Source organism: Yersinia ruckeri ATCC 29473, assembly GCF_000754815.1.
In the GTDB taxonomy this organism is placed as follows: domain Bacteria; phylum Pseudomonadota; class Gammaproteobacteria; order Enterobacterales; family Enterobacteriaceae; genus Yersinia; species Yersinia ruckeri.
This window is the reverse complement of the sequence record NZ_KN150747.1, coordinates 2,475,428-2,496,769: the sequence shown is the minus strand read 5'-3', so window position 1 is coordinate 2,496,769 and position 21,342 is coordinate 2,475,428. Positions and strand designations below refer to the sequence as shown.

The following is a 21,342-nucleotide window of genomic DNA, read 5'->3' as shown; positions in this document are numbered from 1 at the left end:
ATTTTTAACCCACGGTGACAAATGTAAAAGGGTCGCAGTGAAATTCACATGCGACCCTTTTTTAATAACCGAAACCATGTACTGAACTCATCTTAGCCGAATATCAATCAATCAGTTCATTTCCATATTGCCATCAATTTTGAACACGATAGTAGTGATATAATTTTGCGCTGCAACGGCTTCAAAGCGCCATTTGCGCATCACCTGCTTGACCTCGCGTTCGAAGGTGTTACGCGGTGTGGCCGCCAAGATCCGCACATTGGTCACACGGCCATTCTCATCAATATCGTATTGCACCTTAACCTGCCCTTCAACGCCCAACGCCAATGCGCGCGCCGGATAAGTCGGTTTAGCCTTACTCAACGCTTTCGGTCCGTCATGATTGGAAGAGCCGGGAACTGATGCTGCCGGTGCCGATTTTACTGGCGCTTCTTTGGTCACCGGAGTCGGCTCATCCGCTTTGAACGTCGACTCGATCGGCGGCGGTTCGACCTTCTTCACCTCCGGTTTTTTCACTTCTTTCTTCACCGGCTTGGGTTTCGGTTTTTTAACCGGTTCAGGTTTCGCCAAGGGCACAGGCTCAGGCAGAATTTCTGGCTCGGGTGGCGTTTCCTCGATGACCGGTTCAGGCTGACTCTCTGGTTCAGCGGCTGCGGGCTGCGGGGCGGAAAACGGGGCGATATTGACCATCGTCACCGCGATCGGTGCCTCTTCGATTTCAGGTTGTTTCTGTAGTTTCTCAGCGGAGATATAAAGCAACGCGGCAATCACGCTACCATGTAAACCAAGAGAAAAAGCGACTGGCCATGTAAGCCGACGAACCGATAAAAGATTTTTTAGCTGCATAGTGATTCAACATCCTCTGATGCCGCCAAGTTTAAATGCAAATAGCAATCATATTCAATAAGCAGTGGCAAAGAATTACCTTAATCGCGACTAAATGATGTTTTTACCTGCAATCTCGAACTAATTAAACTTTTCATTGACATTTAATTATCATTTTATCGCATCACTGATAACGGGCTTTTGTCTGATATTCAGGATAGAAAAACCTAATCTCCTCGCCCCGATTAAATTTATCCACTAAATAGCGGCACAACCATGCAGCATACTCAATGCATAAGCTGCTTCTACTTATCGCCACGTTAATAATGGGGGATTTCCGCACGGAGAGTGGATCATTTTTATGCGCTGATTAACCTACTCCCGTTCCATTGACCGTGTCGGCAGTCAGGTTCGATTTCAAAATAAGCATAAGTTCTCAGGATTAGCCTGATTCCGTGGTAGTGGAACCTTCTCTTCTCAGCAATCCACTCACCATATGTGTATTATTGCCATATTTCATTAAGGCATATAACGAGGTGACCTCTAGCTTATTTAGCGCTGCACGTTTATGACTACTCACCGTTTTACAGTGTATCTGTAGCTTTCTTGCCACTTTAAATACGGGCATCCCTTGCAACAAATGTTTCAATACTTTGACTTCTTGATTCGTCAGCAGCATAGTCTGTTTTCTCTTGGCTTTACTATCCAGCGAGCCTGTTAAAATTGCCTGTAGAGATTGTCGTAATTCTTGTATTTCAATTTTACTATCTAATACTGCAGAGACATTCCCAAGACCTAATAAGTAATTTTTCAGCATTCCTATTGAATCGCATTGCGTCATAACAATGATTTTTGCTTGAGGATAATACAGCGGTAACCATTGAATAAAGAAATCAAAAGTTTCGCCATAATTATTACCCCATTCAAGTCCTAAAATAAAAAAATCAACATCTTCTTTTTTTGAATCATGAATCGTATTAGCCTGTACGTATCCTGCATTGGAAATTAATTTTACATTTAAATCACCAGATAACTCCTTCAATATAAAATTAATACCTTCTCGAGTGTATACACAGGCATGATGGATATGAATTATTTTTTTGCTTTTCATCGCTATCCTTATAAGTATTACAATTCATACTTGATTGGCCAGGCATTAAAAATAAAAGAGTCTGACATCAATTTTAGCGGGTGTTTTATGGACAATTTTTTACATCTGACGTCGTGGAATGGGGCTGGTGAACGGTATGACTCAGTCCGGCGGTGAGAATTCGTATGCTTGATGACGGATCAGAATGCTCAAGCCAGATTAATCCCCTACCGTGGTCGACGATGAGATGCCGGTATTTAGGTGTATATATAAATATGTAACTCAAATGAATATATGATTTTATATATGATAGAAATCGCTATCTCATTTTTTAGCACAGTATATTATTGGCATGGTTTTTGTTGAAAGATAGTAATATCCTTTTTTATTCTTCGTCAAAGAAAGCACAATTGAGTTATTAGGTTTAATATAAAAATCCGAGAATAACGTTCCGGATAAAGAACTCATATCAACATTATCAACTTCTGCCTTCCAGTTACTTCTTGATGTCAATAATATCTCCCCATTGACCATGTTGACATCAAAAAAAACCCTACGGCTAATCTCACCATGATAAGTATCATTGTTATAAACATACCCATCAATATAAAAAATACCATTTTCATTACTCATTGAAAGATCTATTTTCACCTTAGCCGAAAGACCAGAACCCGCTCTGGTTATGGTCACGTTCGCGGTGCATCTTGCTACTTTATTATTTGTTTCATTAATTAAAAACTTGGCGATAAAAATTAATGGAAAAATTAAAATAGCGGCAACCTTAATCACCCTCACTCTTGAAATTAATAATGAGGTTGTTTTAACAATCATATTGCATGAATTAAAAAAGCCCTTAAAAAAACCAATTGAACGTAAAAACATTTAGGTTGTTTTCTATTATGCCACTGACATTCCCCTATCAGCTCGATTGCAAATATTGTAAAATGAAACCCTGTCATTCCTTCAGGGTAATAACACCGCAGCATTTAATGCCAATGAGTAATGATCGGCTACCACCGTCTGATCCCCGTCAATCACGACATCAAAGGTGGCAGTTTCGCCGCCATAATGCAGGATAATCCCCTTTCCACCTTCATGGTCTGGCTGCCAATCTTTTTTCTCTATCCGTACGCGTAACTTATTACTGCTGTTATTTTTCCCAAGTAGCACATAACTGTTAGGCTGCGCCCCTGACTTGTTAGCATCACTCCAGACCTGAAAACCCAGGTGATTACCGTAATACTGTATCCGCCCCTGGCCGATACGGCGCTCGCCATTGACATGACCTGAAAGTAGGCCGTTGTTCATCTGCAAGTTAAGCTGTGGTGTATCCGCGGCTTGCGCCAATGATAACCCAGCACCACACACGGCTAGCCAGAGCCCAAAAATCCAATAAGTAAACGCCTTTAACATCATTGACCTCTCAAATGCAGCAACCGGCTTCGCCAGCGTGCTGTTTTATGCCGTTTAGCGGCACACATAGTTCATAACATACATATCCGCAACGCCACGCTCTTTGGGTAACTGGAAATTCACACGGCACTGCTGCTGTTCACTCTGCCCCCATTTGACGGACAGTTCGCCTTTGGCGGGTAAACCACTCAGGTAAACCATACCTTTATCATCCACCACACCGGCAACCGTTGCTTGCCCTTCCAGCATGGCTAATGCCCCAAATGGTATGCTAGTGCCATCCTCTCGGCTCAGTGTCATCAAGGCGCGCGCACCAATACGGGTGGCAAACGTCGCCGGTATCACCGCCCCTTGGGTTGGGATCACGGTCATATCTGTCTGAGTGATTTCCGCATTCGCGGGTAAATTGCTCGGATCCAGACTCACGTTGTTTTCCTGATACGGGTTGAGATAAGCCTGTGTCGTATAGCCACGAAAATCTGTTTTTACCCCCGGCCACCCGCCGACCTGAACGCCTGAAGCACCCGGAGCCTCAATCAATGCAACAGTATCACTCAGCGGCTGACCAAAGGTCACGCCGTTACGATGCATGACGACGCCGCCCGCCACATCGGCGCCCATTTGCCGGATGTTTGGCGTATAACTGTAGTTACCCCCTAACTGGCCGTAACCACCGTACCATCTCAACTGTAAAGCACTGTTGTTACGATCACCGCTATCCGCACCTGAGCGATAACGTTGACGCACATCCCAAGACAATCGGCGATCAAACCCCTGACCATTCAGCCCAACTTGTTGTGTGTCAGTTCCATTCGACGGCGATACAAACTGGTAGCTCGCATTCGTGGAGCCGCCCAGCCAGCGGTTCAGCGGCATACTAAACATCACGCTGGTTATCTGATCGTTTTGCTGATCACCGAAAGTTCCTGCACGCCGGTTTTGTGTCCAGTTGAGTGACAGATTTCCGCCGCCGACGCCAACACCATAGCTAGCGCCAAATGAATCATTAGCGCCAGACCGATCCCGGAAACTGTCCCTGGTTCCATTCAGGTTGAAATAACCCCACTCGCCCAGAGACTGACTCAAGGTCAGTGTGCTGCTTGCTTTACGCTGATCCTGATCGGCAGAATATCCATTGCTATTATGGCTATAACTGTCCAACACATTAGACAGTGTCTGGTAGCCAGAAGAAGAATACTGAGTATTAGACAGCGTCAGCGTGGTGTTGGTCGCTTCGACAGCTTTGCTGTAGCGCATCCGCCAAGCTCCCCCGGTCTCGCTTTCCTGCCCTTTGCGTTGCCCGCGAGCCTTGGTGGTATCGACCGATACGCCCCCCCAGTCACCCAGAGAAACGCCAAGCCCCAGTGCTGCCGACTGGTAATGGTCTGCACCTTGCGCACCGCCATAAGCCGTCAGGTTCCAAGGTAAACCATACATCACCGTGGCCTGCCCAACGGTAGCTTCATCCACTGATGAATTGGCGGCACGGTACTGCCCGGCCATTACATTGTATTTGAGATAGCCTTCGCGCAGCGCAATCGCTGGTGTGTTAAAGGGCACAATAAATACTTGCGGGCTGCCATCGGTTTCCCATACGGTCACTTCTAAATTTCCGCCAGACATCCCCGGCGACAAATCGTTTAACACAAACGGTCCCGGCGCCACGGTGGCATTATAAATAGTGAAGCCGTTCTGTTTGACTTCTACCCTTGCCTGAGTGCGCGCAATACCACGTACCACGGGGGCAAATTCGCGTTGATTAAACGGCACCATTGCCTCATCCGACCCTAACATCGCGCCCCGGAAAGGCACACTGTCAAAGATGTCGGATGGGGTATAACGCTCCCCCAGCGTCAAACGGCTCTTTAGGTTATAAAGCCCATATTCCGCATAGGTATAAGCCGTTTGCCATTCTCCAGACTGCTCGCCCGATTTCTGCCAAGTGCTGAGGTTGCGCAAACGCCATGCCCCCAGATTAGCCCCCGGCTCTAATTGGATAAATTGCGAATCGCTGCTGGAACTGACTCCCCCGTTATATTCTGTCCGGTTAGTGTTGGCCCGGTAGTTCATCAAAAACGCTGGGATGCCATCATCCCATAATTCTCTGGGCGCAATTCCGCTTAACTTTGGTCGTAATGAGGCTTGCGGAATGCTTAACAGCAACTGCTGCTCATAGAACTGAAAATACACCGTCGCTTGTGGAATGGCGGATAGATTCGCACAGTCCCCGGTTGAACCCGTGGAATCCGATTCCTGCTTGCCGGCAGACAACAGCGGATAGTTTTCTACTTTGACACCATAACGCGACAACATCTCGACGCTCAGGCAAGGTTGCAGAGACAGTTCCCCTTGCGCATGACTCTCCTGCCGAAATACCACATCCTGAGAGCCTACCCGCTCACCATTGAGCAGAATATCAACAGGATAGACCCCCGGCAGTTGCCCCCCTTGGTTAAATAGAGCCACATCTGCATTATCAATGCCCAAACTGGACGCATCAAAGGTATAAGTGCGCGCATTTACCGAAGCGCACACCAAACTCATAGCCAGTCCTTGCAATAAATACTTCATATGGCATCTATCTCTCATCACGTGGGGGTTTATAACCTGACTGTTTCTTGCCGCCAACAAATAGAGAAATGAGCCACTACAGCGATGCCTGATACATACGGCTCTGACCACCGGCATCGGTAATCACTTGCCACTGCACTTGTCCGGCCGCCCCTTTGGGCAACGTAAAGCTATGTGAAGAGAAAGGCGCAATATGTTGCAGTTGTTCAACATTCGCCCCACCCACCGTCACCCGGCTCAGGTTCATATAGAACGGGGTCGGATTATTGACATTGAGCGCATTCCCCTGACGCGTCCAAACCAGTGATGAGGCGCGATCCGCCAACGGCCCGATACTCGAAGGGCGCACCAGCAGTTTGATGCAATTCTGCACACTAACCTGCACATTCAGCGACACCGATTTAGGCGCTGTAGATTTACCTTCTTTATCTGCCGCCCAGGCATCATCACTCTGGGGCGGAATACCGGTCACACACAGCCAATTTAGGTTTTCACGATCGCTGGGCATTTGCCCACCCGTGTTAACCACGCGTAGCCGGCTTTGTTGCTGCCCGTCCAAACGGAACAAGGGGGGTGTCACCACAAAGGGCGCGGGTGAGGTCTTATTTTCTGCAAACACCTGTGAACGCACCAGAATAGGGTAATCCTGCTGATTGCTAACCGCGATAGTGGCACCATTGGAAGCGGGGTTATAGATCAGCCGGCTGGCACCCAACTTAAGCACAAAGGGTTGGCTAGAGGTTTCCATCGGTTGCTCGGCAGCATAAACGGAGCCGACCGTTGCACTCAGCAGGCTCAACACGATGCCTAGTGCCGGTAATGGTAATTTCCTTTTATTGTTTATATTTCGCTTTATTGACATAAAAATACCTGATTATTAAATAAAACCTGAAAAATTCATTTTAGTCCAAAACGGGAGTAGCAAGGATTTATTTCCCTGGCAGGTTAGTAGAAAGAATGGATTGTATTTTAACGCGGTAACAACCGTTACCGCGTTTTCAGTATTACGCTTTCCGCCAATGCTCCGCGGAGTGGGAGTTAGGTTTGACTATAATATTTACGCTTCCCAACGTTGGGCTGAAACCTGGATTGTATAGGTGTCCGGTTTTACGGTATGCGTTGCTTGGTTAGAACCCATCTGGAGAGAATATGAAAAAGATTTGCTTGGCGCATTATATCCGAAAATCAAACTCTCATTACCATAAACCTGAGTACTAGTTACACCTTCACCTGCATACAAAGACACCACTATTTTTTCACCTCCGACACCAGTGATAGTCCTTAACACGTGGTTTCCACCACCCGATCTGCTTTCTCCATTGACAAAAGTAACCTTAATCTTGTCAACATCATCTCCCGTGGTAACAACCCCGTTGGCCAATAAAGTATTCATCGGCACTTGCCCCGCTTCCATCACCCCTTGAGCTGTAATACCATGGCTAATGGTACTTGGTGAAGCAAAAGTGATAGCCACATCTGCCGTTTTGATATCACCTACACCAGCAGCAAAAACCGCGCCAGAAGAAAGTGCCATAGTCAAAGTTAAAAGAGAAAGTGCATATTTTTTCATTTTGGTACCCTATAATAAGTAATCAATTACCACTTAAATCAGCAAAAAACATTCAACAAATGAGAAACTCATCAGGAACCTTGTTTTCTTTCGCTAATCGCTTTAACGCCCCACGGTGCACACATATCTATCTTTGGTTCTGCACTGTGGTTTCGAGATTGATACTGCCTCAAGCAGCCCAAAATGATGAGTGAAGTCGTATTATTAAGATTTAATAATATTCATAAAAACCAATAAGTTGAATTTTATCAACATCCAGCAGTGACTCGATCGCAGCGGTTTATGGCATCAAGAACAATCAGTTACCCAACGCACCCTGATATCTTTTCTAAACCGCCCAGGCGTGCCGAGTGACTGTCGTATCAGTCACAAAAAAGATCAGAAAAGAGTGAATTCTTTGGATATTGATCACAAAATAGCTTTTTGCCCCCCCAAATACCCCGGTTTGATGCACCGAAGCATACCCCAGCGGCTTGTGCGATTACGCAGCAGCGGCTGTTCATGCACCCTGTAGCTATCTTATCTCTTCTTTATTCAGCATGATTAAGGTTCGCAAAGATAACTTTGCGTAACTGCCGCCCGATGAATTAAAGGTGGTCGCCAAACTCAATAATAAAACGACTTATCGCCTGATGGATCAAGCTGTTCAGCAATGTGATGGTATTGATATTGGTCGTGTAGATCGCGTTGCAGATATCGGGCGGTACCGGTTCAGATTAGCCCAGTGCATTGTCTATTCGATAACTGGTTTTTTAAGCGTATCGATGACTTTAGATAGCAGACTCGGTGAGATAACCGCATCGTATTTTCTTTCAAGGCACGACAATTTTACGGATTGTTATATCGTAGGCATCGAGGGATAAAATCTGCGGTCTACTGGCGTAATGCGGGTTTGATTCTTTTTAGTGCGCGGTGCGGTATGAGGACAAAAAATGAATCCAAATTTTAATCATCAAGTTAACCATTAAGTCAGCATCAAGCGATAACTACTTCATTACTGTAGCGTATTACGCAAAATTATCTATAATTGAGCTTTAGCAAGTATCATTGGAAGCTGAGTGGAATGACTAAGTGTTATAATATAAATAATAGCGTTTTATTTTACCCCGAAAGTGGGGATATTGCCTCGTCTTTAACGGGAAACACCATTAAAATCAATATGCCAACCTCACAGTTATTTGAGGTCTTCATCACCAGAATGGGGGTGGCAGTTTCACAAAACGAATTATACACCGCCGCCTGGGGTGAAAATAGTGTGAATGTCACACCAAACACTCTATATCAAAATATTTCTCTATTAAGAAAAGCCCTTCAAGACTCCGGCATACCCAGCGAATCACTGAAAACGCTCAGGGGGAAAGGATTTATTTTTACCGTTGCTAGTGTCGTGGAACATTGTGTTGAAGATATTCAAGACGTTAAAGATAGCGAGATAACGCCAGAGAAAAGTGAACCGACTCACTACGGGAAAAAAACCATCGCTTATTACTCCATGTTATTAACATCTCTCATTATTGTTTTCTTAGGGGTTTTATTTTATGACTATAAAAACATCCCCTGGAGAGTGAATAACTATCCAAAAGACTTTGTATTTATATCAAAAATTAATGGGTGCAGTATTTTTAACAGCACCGAAGGGAAAAGCATAGTAAATAACCAGAAAATTAACCGATTAGTTAAAACGCTCCCTGCGGAATGCGAAAGCTATCCTTATGTTTATATTAGTTATAGTGAACGACATGCTACAGTATCAATAATATCATGCAGATATGATATGAATTACACCGAGCAAAACGACTGTAAAACGGAAATTTTCATTAATCACGGTGAACTTGATGAAACTCAATCTTAAATATATCACAATTTCTTTTACTGTTTTGCTTATTGCCATAGCCTGTTTTGTTCATTTTTATTTAATTGGGGTGAAAACGGTTAGAACCCTTCACTGCAATGGCATACATTATACCCATAATAAAAATTACATCATAAAATCAAATGTTGAGATGACTTTTGATAAAGATAAAGGCTTTATGATCTTAAATGGTAAAGTGACCGAAAATGGCGTATCCGCTCATTTGGCAAGAAAATTACTCTTCAATATCTCGGATATTGATAACAATCTGGTTTTAACCTTCACAGGTGTTGAGTTGAGTATCGCTGATGAGGTAGACCGAGCCAACTTAAATGTAAATTTACCCGCTTTTATGTCCACGGTTGGCAGTAGCCTATTGATATCAATATACCGTATAAATAAATACAACTATATTGTCGAGTCTAATGGCATTGCAAGCTTTCTCTGTGTTACTGACGATAAACAGGATCACTAATCCGTTATAAAATCAAACACTTCTTCTTTAAATTTAACTTAATAAGGGAAGGAGAATGCATCAAAAGATCAGAACGGCATTCTCAACATGACAGTATTTACAATGCATAAAAATAGGCATTAACAGCCAGTTTGTATGTTCCTGCTGCAACTGTTTGCAGATGAGTGGCACGCACAACGTACCTCCAATTAGTTTTTGCCTCAGAAGTCGATAGCACGTAAGCATTTACCGAATGATTGACAAAAGCCGCTTGCCCACCATCTGGGTTAAAAAAAGACACCGTGAGTGTATTGTTGGGGTTTTCCTGCGAAGGGATAATATTAATATTCGTCGTATCTTGCTTTCCCAAAGCCCAAGCTAATGCTATCGACGTTTCTTTAGGTAGAGTCTGCACGTAGCCCAGAGCAACCGGAGCGCCTTCATTTAGCGGGCCAGCAACCAATCCTCGTTCTGGAACCAAAGTATGACTGATACTTTGTGGGTCTGAAATGATGATATCGGCGGTGGCCAATGTCGGTACACTTAAATAGGCAGCTTGAGGTTCGAAGGCTGTCGCCATCATGGCGATGATGGCCATTTGCATATATTTCATATCGTTCCCTAAAGCTAAGATTGGACTAAAACAGGCTATTTTTACCGATTACAGAAAAAATCATCCTATGACCGATTATGGCTATTTGTATTGATTTTCATCACCCATCACTATTTGAGGCAACCAACCCTCGAGCGCGGTATTATTTACTCAAAATGACAAACTCCTATGAAATCTAGCCATAATAGTGGAAGGAGTCAAGAACCGTCACCCGCCCTTTCCCCCCACCGCTGCCCGATTAATGATCGGTAACCTTGGGGGGGAAACCCGCACCGAGGTTTCTGTCTCGTCATCTTTAGTTTGAATCGCCGACGCATCGTTTCAGAAGGACAATGAAAACCGGTTGTGAAATGCTTTTGGGTTGGCTGCTGCCCGTTGCTGATGTTGAATGTGCCACGTGACACCGAATATCTTCAGGAATGTGGTAATCTTATTTTGATTACGGTCAAAAGTTCGATTTATTCAACAAGGTCGCACTCAACATACTTAGATGAATATTATTAAAAACCAGAGTGATTTTATCGGTCTAATTCTTAAGGTGGAACCATGCTTTATTTGATTTTTGCAACCGATGTGGCAGATTCTTTACCACAACGACTGGCGGCTCGTCCGGCTCATCTGGCCCGACTACAGGCACTTCGTGATCAAGGCCGTCTTTTAACCGCGGGGCCAAACCCGGCCATTGATAGTCAGGATCCTGGTCAGGCCGGTTTTAGTGGTTCTACCGTTATTGCTGAATTTGAAACGCTGGCCGATGCACAAGCTTGGGCGCAGGAAGACCCTTATGTTGCAGCCGGTGTTTATCAGTCGGTGGTGGTAAAACCATTTAAGAAAGTCTTCTAAACAATAACCACGTTTAGCCCGCCGTCCTTTTAAACACCCAATTAAATGTGCTGTTTATCCTATTGTGGCACATTTAATATGCTCACTCACCGCCCGACAATCTGCCTGCAGAACGAGTCAGGATTATTTATCCGAATAGCGGCGATTAATTACATCATTTTAATTAACTTTACTTTTATTTACTGGGATTCGTTGTTCAATAAAGGTCTGGTTTAATGCTATTCACGCTTTACTGATTTACCGATCAGCAAACGGAGAAATACCATGCACTGTCCTATTTGCAAAGATACCCAGCTCGTCATGTCGGAAAGAAAAGGCATTGAAATTGACTATTGTCCAAGTTGCCGTGGTGTCTGGCTAGACCGTGGTGAACTGGATAAGATAATTGAAAAGTCTACTGAGAGCGCTCCGGTTCCCTCTTCATCCGATCGACGCCATGACTCTCGTGGCTATAGCGATAAAGACCACGGCGATTATGATAAACACCGGTATCCGAAAAAGAGAAAGAGTTTCCTGTCTGAGTTATTTGATTAAATGGTCGGCTTGATTAAGCCGTCTGCAATGCGTACCCATGCGTTTTGACTCGCTCGCTCATTTTATTGATTAGCGACTCAGCCATGCTGGCATCATCCGGCGTGGCACAATAGAGATAACGATTGGCAGGAACGCGCATGTTCCTGCCAATAAAATGCTTATCGGCTATTTAAGATTCCCGTAGGTTTTTTCCCAATGCTCTTCACATGCATCGACCGCTTGGTCAAGGGCGTGGGGTGCGGCTTTCAAAATTCGGTGATCTTTTCTTACCCACACACTGTAGCTGTGCTTGCCTTGAGTGATTGTTTGCTCAGCATAGATGGTTGTTTGAAAAACAGTTTCCATTTGATCACTGTAAATTTCATATTTGTAAAGCGCATCACTTTTCTTTAAATCGCCAAAAAAAGCGGTTTTGACCAAAATAAATCGGGACATAGAAAATACACCCTTTGCTGAAATAGAAGAGACAGTTTCCGCTAATTTGATAATAACAACTGTGATGGTCACGGCAGAACAGTCGCTGTGTCATTGAAATAACACTGTTTTAGAATGGGAATAAATAGAGATAAAGCTTATTAGCCAAAAAACAAGTTCAGATCAAACTGACGGATTTATCCAAATGGACGCGAATAGTGTATTTTTGTGCAACATCAACACGAGTTCTCATGACAACAGCGAGCACGGAGGCTATTTTAAGCGGGCGGTGCGCTAAATTGTTAATAAATTGACTTTACAAGTCTTATTTTTTAAATCACCTAAATTTAGGTAATATATTTATTCCAGCGACGCACCGATTACATCTGTCCATTGTCGATTTAGTCTATATACTGAACAAAATAATTTCCCATCAGAATCATTGCCATCAGCTAATAATCAGCCATACCCAGTGCCCCCCCGGTTATTATTACGTATTTAACACCCTGATAGTCTATTCTGTATATTTTACCAAGCGAAATTATTGGCATTCGGCGACAACCTCGGATAGGTTTTCTACAGTAACACCTTCAGGTCTACATCACTCGGCAATGTCTATCACAATAAATAATTTCGCCATATAAAAAATAAAAAACAATTAATACAATCACTTGAGCAGGGAAAGAGTCAAGCATTACAGGTTTGCTGGTGCGGAGGGTAGAAATGAAAAAAAAAGAGGTGGCCGCTTTATGCTATTAATCAGTAACCCCCCTGAAACTGACCTCTAGCCACAAAGCGACCATATATATATTAACGCGACTTTTGCCAGATGTGAAATACTGTTAAGACAATATATTCGTGATTACTCTTATTTTCTGTCCCGAGCACTGCAAACAACAGTAGAAAAGCCGTTTAAATGGGTAAAAAGCTATTTGTACGATATAAATAGAAAAAATAAAAACAGCCCCTTTACAGAACTGTTTTTATTATTCTCTTCCGTTACTGCCACTCATAGGCAACACTAAACAACAACGCACGGCGATGTTGATTCACGTGAATCTGACGAACGCTATATATATGGCGATAACGTCGCGATTGCCCTTCTAACCAGCGATTTCGTCGCCGTTGATTCTGGCGGAGCATCCGCCAACGACCAACTTCATTTTTACTACGTCGCATGAAAATCGTCTTCCAAAGCTGAGAACCCCGCCATTATAGACCTTTCATCCTGCTAGCCAAGTACCCGTCTGCTCAATAAGGCATGGAATTAATCCCATTCCGCCTATATTTTATTCACTTAATGAAAGAAGCAAGCTAGTCTTATAAAGATATTTTGGGTATAAGCCTTTTTTTCTCATAGAATTTATAGCTGAATATATTGAGTTAAAGGTTTCCCCTTTTCATTACTGTGCGTACACTCGGTGATGACCGCTAGCGAACAGGACTTTTCGCCTTTATGACAACATTTTATACCGTAATAAGTTGGCTCTCCGTATTCGGCTATTGGTTGCTGATTGCCGGGGTGACTTTGCGCATTCTAATGAAACGACGAGCGGTACCTTCGGCAATGGCTTGGTTACTTATCATTTATATCCTGCCATTGGTGGGAATTATCGCTTATCTCTCGTTCGGTGAACTTCATCTGGGCGAACGACGAGCCAAACGGGCCAAAGCCATGTGGCCTTCTACCGCCAACTGGCTGACCGAGCTGAAAGAATGCCAGCATATTTTCACCACTGAAAATAGCGAAGTTGCCAAGCCGCTGTTCCAACTGTGCGAACGTCGCCAGGGTATTAGCGGTGTGAAAGGCAATCAACTGCAACTATTAACCACCACCGATGACACGTTAAAAGCGCTGATCAGAGATATTGAACTGGCACGTCATAATATTGAGATGGTGTTTTATATCTGGCAACCCGGTGGGCTGGTCGATCAGGTGGCCGAATCTTTGATGGCCGCCGCTCGTCGCGGTGTACATTGCCGATTGATGCTGGATTCGGCTGGCAGTGTCACCTTCTTCCGTAGCCCTTATCCAGCCATGATGCGTAACGCTGGGATCGAGGTTGTAGAAGCACTGAAAGTAAACCTGTTCCGAGTATTCTTACGGCGGATGGATTTGCGTCAGCACCGTAAAGTAGTGCTGATTGATAATTTTGTCGCCTATACCGGTAGCATGAATATGGTTGACCCCCGTTTCTTTAAACAGGATGCCGGCGTCGGTCAATGGATCGATATGATGGCGCGGATGGAAGGCCCGGTGGCCACCACAATGGGCATTGTCTACGCCTGTGACTGGGAAATGGAAACCGGTAAACGCCTGCTGCCACCGCCGCCTGATGCCAATATCATGCCGTTCGAACAGGAATCGGGGCATACGATTCAAGTCATTGCTTCCGGCCCTGGATTCCCGGAGGAAATGATTCATCAGGCCTTGTTGACGGCGGTTTATGCCGCTCGCGAACAACTGATCATGACCACGCCCTACTTTGTTCCCAGTGATGATTTGCTGCACGCTATTTGTACCGCCGCACAAAGAGGCGTAGATGTCAGTATCATTGTGCCGAAAAATAATGACTCCATGATGGTACGTTGGGCTAGTCGCGCGTTTTTCGCCGAATTGCTGGAGGCTGGCGTCAAGATCCATCAATTTGAAGGGGGTTTATTACACAGTAAAAGCGTGTTGGTTGATGGCCAGTTGAGTCTGGTCGGCACCGTGAACCTGGATATGCGCAGTCTGTGGCTAAATTTTGAAATTACCTTGGTCATTGATGATGACGGTTTCGGTGGCGATTTGGCGCAAGTGCAAAATGATTATATTGCGCGATCGGTACTATTGGATGGTGATGCTTGGGCCAAACGCCCTCTCTGGCACCGTATTATGGAGCGCTTGTTCTATTTCTTCAGTCCGTTCCTGTAATAATATTACTTAACAATAATGACCTTATGTAGAAGTTCTTAGTTATTGACCATAAGCGCCATAAATTGTGTAAAAAACGCGAATAGAATGTTTTAATGTGCGCCATACCGCGAACACGATCATAGGAACCCGCAAATGGACCAGACAATAATGGATCTCAACAATCGCCTGACTGAAGATGAGACACTGGAGCAGGCTTACGATATTTTCCTTGAGTTGGCTGGTGACAATCTGGATCCGGCAGATATTTTGCTTTTCAATCTGCAATTTGAAGAACGCGGTGCCGCAGAGTTGTTCGATCCAGCCGAAGATTGGAGCGAACACGTTGATTTTGATTTGAATCCTGATTTCTTTGCCGAAGTGGTTATCGGGCTGGCAGAAAGCGAAGGCGAGCCGGTTAACGATGTCTTTGCTCGCGTGCTGCTATGCCGTGAGAAAGACCATAAGCTGTGCCATATTTTGTGGAAAGAATGAATTAACGGCGATGCGACAAGTTTGACGCGGTATGCTTGGAGAAAAATAAGAAAAAAGCCCTGCCAGTGCAAAATGGCGGGGCTTTTTTGCCATTAAATCCATAGACAATTACAGTGGATCAACCTTCAGGCAGGAAACTGCATGGCGGAAACTGCCTTCCAGTAATGGCCGGGTTTTCGCACATTCTGGCCCGGCGATGGGGCAACGGGTGCGGAATACACACCCCGAAGGTGGGTTGATCGGCGAAGGCAACTCCCCTTCAAGTAACTGAATCACTTTCTCACGTTCTTTATCCGGATCGGGGATCGGTACTGCCGACATCAGCGCTTTGGTATAAGGGTGCTGAGGATGATGGTACACCTCATCGTAAGTCCCAAGTTCCACGGCATGACCCAAATACATGACCAATACACGATCGGAGATATGTTTTACCACTGCCAAATCGTGCGCGATAAAGATCAGCGACAAGCCCATTTCACGCTGTAATTGTTGTAACAGATTAACGACCTGAGCCTGAATAGACACATCCAGCGCAGAGACCGGCTCATCACAAATAATCAGTTTCGGCTCAAGGATAAGCGCGCGGGCAATCCCAATGCGCTGGCACTGTCCGCCGGAAAACTCGTGCGGATAACGGTTGATCAAGTTAGGCAACAAGCCGACCTTCAACATCATCGCCTTCACTTTATCTCGTACATCCTGCCGGGACATTTTCGGATAGTAAGTGCGTAATGGCTCGGCAATGATTTCACCGATGGTCATACGTGGATTCAGTGAGGCTAATGGATCCTGGAAAATCATCTGAATATCGCTGCGAGTCGTACGCCACTCCGCATCACTCATATTCAACAAATCTTTTCCTAACCAAGCAACGCTGCCGCTGGTCGCTTTGACCAGGCCGATTATCGCCCGGGCAAACGTCGATTTCCCACAACCGGACTCCCCCACGACGCCGAGCGTTTCCCCTTCGTATAAACGTAGTGTCACGCCATCAACGGCTTTTAAGGTTTTCGACGGCTGCCAGAACCATTGTTTACCGTCCTGAATATCAAAATGTACCTTCAGATCGGCGACTTCGAGCAGAACACGTTTATCTGTCACGCTATTCATACTAATTCCCCCACCGACTTAAAGCAGGCACGTAAACGGCCTTCACCAAAATGTTCCAATACCGGTGCTGTTGAACAGCGATCCATAGCGTATTGGCAGCGTGGCTGGAATGGGCAACCCTTAGGTAGCCGAAGCAGGTTAGGCGGATTGCCAGGAATAGTCATCAGGGATTCACCCTCCGCATCTAAACGCGGAACAGCATTCAGTAAACCAATAGAATATGGGTGACTTGGATGATAAAACACGTCGCGGGCTTTGCCATACTCCATGGTTCTGCCGGCATACATCACCAGTACTTTATTACAGATACCGGCCACTACGCCCAGATCGTGGGTAATCATGATTATCGCCGTGTTGAACTCATTTTTAAGTTCATTTAGCAATGTCATGATTTGTGCCTGAACGGTAACGTCTAGTGCCGTAGTCGGCTCATCGGCAATCAGTAATTTTGGTCGGCATAGCAACGCCATCGCAATCATCACTCGCTGGCGCATTCCTCCAGAAAATTCATGAGGATACATTCTCATACGTTTGCGGGCTTCTGGCATTTTTACCGCATCCAGCATACGAACTGATTCCTCAAATGCTTCGCTTTTACTCATTTTTTTATGCAGTTGCAGCACTTCCATTAACTGCTCACCCACACGCATATAAGGATTGAGCGAGGTCATCGGATCTTGGAAAATCATAGAGATTTCCTCGGCCCGTAGGCGGTTTAGCTGCTTCTCTGGTAGATTGAGAATTTCCCGACCGTTAAATTTGGCGGAACCACCAATTCGACCGTTACTCGCCAGCAATCCCATCAATGCAAAGGCCGTTTGTGACTTACCGGAGCCTGACTCACCGACAATACCCAGCGTTTCGCCAGCACGCAGGTCAAAATTCAGATGGTTAACCGCCGTCACATCACCGTCCGGCGTTGAGAAGGTCACACTGAGGTCTTTTACATCCAACAATACGGATTGCGGGTTGGCAGACTGATTACTTGTAATCGACATGACAATATTCCTCAGCGATCTTTCGGGTCGAGGGCATCACGCAGGCCATCGCCGATAAAGTTGAAACAAAACAGCGTAATCACCAGGAAGCCAGCCGGAAACATTAACAACCAGGGTGAAACCTCCATCGAGTTGGCTCCGTCACTCAGTAATGCGCCCCAACTACTCAAAGGTTCTTGAGTCCCCAAACCGAGGAAGCTCAGGAATGATTCAAACAGAATCATGCTGGGTACCAGCAGCGAAGCGTAAACCACCACTACCCCCAACACGTTCGGTACAATATGGCGCACCACGATGTTACGAGTCGAGACGCCACCGACCAACGCGGCTTCGATAAACTCTTTACGCTTTAGGCTAAGCGTCTGTCCACGCACAATACGCGCCATATCCAGCCAGGAAACCATGCCGATCGCGACAAAAATCAGCAAAATGTTCTGTCCGAAGAAGGTCACCAGTAAAATGACGAAGAACATAAACGGAAAGGAGTTCAGGATTTCCAACAGACGCATCATCAGGGAGTCGGTTTTTCCACCCAAATAACCGGAAAGGGAACCGTATAAGGTTCCAACCACGACCGCCACCAGCGCGGCGGCAACACCGACCATCAGCGAGATTCGGCCACCAATGGCAACACGAACCAACAAATCACGGCCGGAAGAGTCAGTGCCGAAATAGTGGCCGGACTCAAAGCTTGGCGCAGCTGACATCATGGCCCAATCCGTGTCATCGTAGGCAAACGGCGACAACATCGGTGCCAGGATCACAAACAAGGTAATAAATAATAAGATCACCAAGCTGGTGATCGCCGCGCGGTTATGAATAAAACGGCGGCGGGCATCCTGCCACAGGCTACGCCCCTCGACTTCCAGCTTTTCACTGAAAGCGTCCAGCGTTTCGCTATTTCTTTTGCTCAACATAATTAGCCAGCTCCAGTGTCAGTAACGGATTTTCGGATCGATAACGGCATATAACACGTCAACAATCGCATTAAATAAAATGGTTAACGCGCCCACCAGTATCGTCAAACTTAATACCAGAGAATAATCGCGGTTTAACGCACCGTTTACGAACAACTGACCAATACCCGGCAGACCAAAGATGGTTTCGATCACCATTGAACCGGTAATAATACCGACGAATGCAGGTCCCATATAGGAAAGCACTGGTAACAAGGCCGGTTTTAACGCATGGCGGAATACAATAGTCCGCAGAGGTAAGCCTTTGGCGCGGGCTGTGCGAATAAAATTAGAGTGTAAAACTTCAATCATCGAGCCGCGGGTAATACGCGCAATACTGGCAATATAAGCCAGAGAAAGCGCGACCATCGGTAAAATCATGAATTTCAGCGCCCCCCCATTCCAACCGCCGCCCGGTAACCATTTCAGTAAGATGGCAAAAACCAAGACCAATAGCGGAGCGACCACAAAACTGGGGATAACCACCCCGGTCATGGCAAACCCCATGACGGTGTAGTCCCATTTGGTATTCTGATTCAAAGCGGCAATCACACCCGCACTGACACCCAACACCACTGCCAGAATAAAGGCCGCAAAACCGAGTTTGGCAGAAACGGGGAAAGACGCGGCCACCAGATCATTAACGGTATAATCTTTATATTTGAATGAAGGCCCCAAATCTCCTTGTGCCAATTGACCAAGGTAATTGAAATACTGTTTGTAAATAGGATCGTTGAGGTGATATTTCGCCTCAATGTTGGCCATCACTTCTGGCGGAAGATTACGCTCACCGGTAAATGGGCTTCCCGGCGCGAGACGCATCATAAAGAATGAAATGGTGATCAGAATTAATAACGTCGGAATCGCTTCCAAACAGCGACGAAAAATAAACTTTAACATTGCCCGTACCTGTGTCTTTAGCCTTTCACTACGGCTTTATATTATCGATATAATAAAGGCAGCTTCCCGTAGGAAACTGCCCTCAAGATGATTAGTGCTTGATAATATACAGATCTTTAACGTGCAAGTTATCCAGTGGATCTTTACCGGTGTAACCACCGACGTAAGGTTTCACCAAACGAGCATTCACGTAGTAATAAACCGGAACGATGGCAGAGTCTTTATCCAACTGCATTTCAGCCTGTTGATACAGTGCTGCACGTTCGTCGTCAGTTTTTACTTTCAAGGTATCAGAAATCAGCTTGTCGAACGCAGGGCTCTTATAATGTGAGGTATTGTTGCTGCTGTTAGATAGCATGATGTTCAGGAATGAAGACGGTTCGTTATAGTCAGCACACCAGCCAGCACGCGCCACATCGAAGTTGCCCTGATGGCGGCTATCCAGGAAGGTTTTCCACTCCTGGTTCTCCAGTTTTACATCCACCCCCAGATTTTTCTTCCAGATAGAGGCGGCTGCAATCGCCAGTTTCTTATGCAGATCGGAAGTGTTGTACAGCAGGCTGAATGTCAGCGGCTTGTCTTTAGTATAACCCGCTTCGGCCAACAGTTTTTTCGCTTCTTGATTGCGTTTTTCCTGGGTCCAATTGGCCCACTCTGGTTGAGTCATTTTAGCGCCGCTGGTATAAGGCGGAGTGAAACCGAAGGCTGGCAGATCGCCCTGGTTTTTGACTTTATTCACGATAACATCGCGATCCATACCCAATTTTAACGCTTCACGTACGCGCGCATCAGTAAATGGCGCTTTAACATTATTAATTTCGTAGTAATAGGTACACAGGTACGGATCAACATGCACCTGATCAGGAATGTCTTTTTTCAGTTTTTGGAACAATTCAATCGGCATGTTGTTGTAAGTCATGTCGATTTCACCGGTACGGTAGCGGTTAACATCGGTGACTTCTGAAGAAATTGGCAGATAAGTAACCTGATTAATCACTGTATTGGCGTTATCCCAATACGTTGGGCTGCGCTCCAGCACGATACGTTCGTTGACCACCCAGTTTTTTAGTTTATATGCGCCATTACCGACGAAGTTTTGTGGCTGGGTCCATTTTTCGCCAAACTTTTCTACCACAGATTTATTCACCGGAGACATCGATGGATGTGCCAGCAGCTTGACCAGATAAGGCACGGGCTCACTTAACGTCACTTCCAGGGTATGATCATCCAGCGCTTTTACCCCCAGAGTGTTAGCCGGTTTTTTACCGGTAATGATGTCGTCGATATTGGCAATATGGGCGTATTGCACATAACTTTCATACGGAGAAGCGGTTTTTGGATCAGCCAGACGTTGCCAGCTGTATACGAAGTCCTGAGCCGTGACAGGGTCACCGTTTGACCATTTGGCATCTTTACGCAAATGGAAGGTCCAGACTTTAAAGTCTTTGTTATCCCAACTGGCTGCAACGCCCGGAACGATATCACCATTAGGGCTACTGATGACTACCCCTTCCAGCAGATCGCGGGATAGGTTCGACTCTGGCACGCCTTCAATTTTATGCGGGTCTAAAGACTGAGGTTCAGAACCGTTGTTACGGACTAAAACCTGTTTTTCAGCCAATTGAACACCTGCTGGTACGACAGCGGCAAAGCTGCTGCCAACCGACGCCATAGCCAAAGCGGTGATAATACCGACAGCCAGGAGACTCTTCTTCGTGATGTTGGTCATACTTATCTCTACTCCATTTTTTATTATTGCGTTATTCAATAACTGAATACGCCTCACCTTTTAAAAGGCATTTTTTATT

General features: G+C 45.5%; 22 protein-coding genes. 6 read left to right on the top strand and 16 right to left on the bottom strand.

What is annotated here, in order from left to right; all coding sequences use genetic code 11:
• Positions 1–111: 111 nt before the first annotated feature.
• The 7 genes from DJ39_RS11050 to DJ39_RS11020 form a co-directional block, all read right to left on the bottom strand.
• Complete coding sequence (locus DJ39_RS11050; RefSeq protein WP_004719956.1) at positions 112–846, bottom strand: energy transducer TonB; 735 nt, start codon at positions 844–846, stop codon at positions 112–114.
• A 421-nt stretch (positions 847–1,267) separates the two neighbouring features.
• On the bottom strand, positions 1,268–1,936 hold the full coding sequence (locus tag DJ39_RS11045; protein ID WP_004719954.1) for a LuxR C-terminal-related transcriptional regulator: 669 nt from the start codon (positions 1,934–1,936) through the stop codon (positions 1,268–1,270).
• 303 nt (positions 1,937–2,239) lie between these two features.
• On the bottom strand, positions 2,240–2,797 hold the full coding sequence (locus DJ39_RS11040) for a hypothetical protein (protein ID WP_004719953.1): 558 nt from the start codon (positions 2,795–2,797) through the stop codon (positions 2,240–2,242).
• An 81-nt stretch (positions 2,798–2,878) separates the two neighbouring features.
• On the bottom strand, positions 2,879–3,331 hold the full coding sequence (gene afaD, locus DJ39_RS11035; RefSeq protein WP_004719952.1) for an AfaD family invasin: 453 nt from the start codon (positions 3,329–3,331) through the stop codon (positions 2,879–2,881).
• 51 nt (positions 3,332–3,382) lie between these two features.
• Complete coding sequence (locus DJ39_RS11030; RefSeq protein ID WP_004719950.1) at positions 3,383–5,899, bottom strand: fimbrial biogenesis outer membrane usher protein; 2,517 nt, start codon at positions 5,897–5,899, stop codon at positions 3,383–3,385.
• Positions 5,900–5,975: 76 nt separating this feature from the next.
• On the bottom strand, positions 5,976–6,761 hold the full coding sequence (locus DJ39_RS11025) for a fimbria/pilus periplasmic chaperone (RefSeq protein ID WP_071666906.1): 786 nt from the start codon (positions 6,759–6,761) through the stop codon (positions 5,976–5,978).
• 195 nt (positions 6,762–6,956) lie between these two features.
• Positions 6,957–7,469, bottom strand: a complete 513-nt coding sequence (locus DJ39_RS11020) for a hypothetical protein (protein ID WP_004719946.1) — start codon at positions 7,467–7,469, stop codon at positions 6,957–6,959.
• A 1,063-nt stretch (positions 7,470–8,532) separates the two neighbouring features.
• Here DJ39_RS11020 and DJ39_RS11015 point away from each other — a divergent pair.
• Both DJ39_RS11015 and DJ39_RS11010 read left to right on the top strand, forming a co-directional pair.
• Positions 8,533–9,321 carry a winged helix-turn-helix domain-containing protein gene (locus tag DJ39_RS11015; protein WP_004719942.1) on the top strand — a complete coding sequence of 263 codons (789 nt, stop codon included), beginning with the start codon at positions 8,533–8,535 and terminating at the stop codon, positions 9,319–9,321.
• Complete coding sequence (locus tag DJ39_RS11010; protein WP_099511704.1) at positions 9,305–9,796, top strand: hypothetical protein; 492 nt, start codon at positions 9,305–9,307, stop codon at positions 9,794–9,796. Before DJ39_RS11015 ends, DJ39_RS11010 begins: the two co-directional genes overlap by 17 nt.
• A 97-nt stretch (positions 9,797–9,893) precedes the next feature.
• Here DJ39_RS11010 and DJ39_RS11005 read toward each other — a convergent pair whose 3' ends face one another.
• Entirely contained in the window at positions 9,894–10,388 is a 495-nt protein-coding gene (locus DJ39_RS11005) for a hypothetical protein (protein WP_004719939.1), read from the bottom strand.
• A 546-nt stretch (positions 10,389–10,934) separates the two neighbouring features.
• Here DJ39_RS11005 and DJ39_RS11000 point away from each other — a divergent pair.
• On the top strand, positions 10,935–11,231 hold the full coding sequence (locus DJ39_RS11000) for a YciI family protein (protein ID WP_004719938.1): 297 nt from the start codon (positions 10,935–10,937) through the stop codon (positions 11,229–11,231).
• 264 nt (positions 11,232–11,495) lie between these two features.
• Positions 11,496–11,765, top strand: coding sequence for a TFIIB-type zinc ribbon-containing protein (locus DJ39_RS10995; protein ID WP_038242533.1), 270 nt, complete (start codon positions 11,496–11,498; stop codon positions 11,763–11,765).
• Positions 11,766–11,778: 13 nt separating this feature from the next.
• Here the strand turns inward: DJ39_RS10995 and DJ39_RS18325 are convergent, their stop codons facing one another.
• The 3 genes from DJ39_RS18325 to DJ39_RS10985 all read right to left on the bottom strand — a co-directional run bounded on the left by DJ39_RS18325 (position 11,779) and on the right by DJ39_RS10985 (position 13,358).
• Positions 11,779–11,904: a hypothetical protein gene (locus DJ39_RS18325; RefSeq protein WP_004719932.1), complete on the bottom strand. Its 126-nt coding sequence runs from the start codon at positions 11,902–11,904 to the stop codon at positions 11,779–11,781.
• Between the two features lie 26 nt (positions 11,905–11,930).
• Positions 11,931–12,200: a hypothetical protein gene (locus tag DJ39_RS10990; protein ID WP_004719931.1), complete on the bottom strand. Its 270-nt coding sequence runs from the start codon at positions 12,198–12,200 to the stop codon at positions 11,931–11,933.
• A 978-nt stretch (positions 12,201–13,178) separates the two neighbouring features.
• A complete protein-coding gene (locus tag DJ39_RS10985) occupies positions 13,179–13,358 on the bottom strand; it encodes a YciY family protein (protein ID WP_038242532.1) in 180 nt (59 codons plus the stop codon).
• Positions 13,359–13,635: 277 nt separating this feature from the next.
• Here DJ39_RS10985 and cls point away from each other — a divergent pair, with 277 nt between their 5' ends.
• Both cls and DJ39_RS10975 read left to right on the top strand, forming a co-directional pair.
• Positions 13,636–15,096, top strand: coding sequence for a cardiolipin synthase (cls, locus tag DJ39_RS10980; RefSeq protein WP_004719929.1), 1,461 nt, complete (start codon positions 13,636–13,638; stop codon positions 15,094–15,096).
• 150 nt (positions 15,097–15,246) lie between these two features.
• Positions 15,247–15,570 carry an HI1450 family dsDNA-mimic protein gene (locus DJ39_RS10975; protein WP_004719928.1) on the top strand — a complete coding sequence of 108 codons (324 nt, stop codon included), beginning with the start codon at positions 15,247–15,249 and terminating at the stop codon, positions 15,568–15,570.
• A gap of 108 nt (positions 15,571–15,678) precedes the next feature.
• Here the strand turns inward: DJ39_RS10975 and oppF are convergent, their stop codons facing one another.
• The 5 genes from oppF to oppA form a co-directional block, all read right to left on the bottom strand.
• A complete protein-coding gene (gene oppF, locus DJ39_RS10970; protein WP_038242531.1) occupies positions 15,679–16,680 on the bottom strand; it encodes a murein tripeptide/oligopeptide ABC transporter ATP binding protein OppF in 1,002 nt (333 codons plus the stop codon).
• A complete protein-coding gene (gene oppD, locus DJ39_RS10965; protein WP_004719926.1) occupies positions 16,677–17,678 on the bottom strand; it encodes an ABC transporter ATP-binding protein in 1,002 nt (333 codons plus the stop codon). Before oppD ends, oppF begins: the two co-directional genes overlap by 4 nt.
• A gap of 11 nt (positions 17,679–17,689) precedes the next feature.
• Positions 17,690–18,598, bottom strand: a complete 909-nt coding sequence (oppC, locus tag DJ39_RS10960; RefSeq protein ID WP_038251353.1) for an oligopeptide ABC transporter permease OppC — start codon at positions 18,596–18,598, stop codon at positions 17,690–17,692.
• A 15-nt stretch (positions 18,599–18,613) separates the two neighbouring features.
• Positions 18,614–19,534 carry an oligopeptide ABC transporter permease OppB gene (gene oppB, locus DJ39_RS10955; protein ID WP_004719924.1) on the bottom strand — a complete coding sequence of 307 codons (921 nt, stop codon included), beginning with the start codon at positions 19,532–19,534 and terminating at the stop codon, positions 18,614–18,616.
• A gap of 91 nt (positions 19,535–19,625) precedes the next feature.
• Positions 19,626–21,263 carry an oligopeptide ABC transporter substrate-binding protein OppA gene (gene oppA, locus DJ39_RS10950; RefSeq protein WP_038242529.1) on the bottom strand — a complete coding sequence of 546 codons (1,638 nt, stop codon included), beginning with the start codon at positions 21,261–21,263 and terminating at the stop codon, positions 19,626–19,628.
• Positions 21,264–21,342 lie beyond the last annotated feature (79 nt).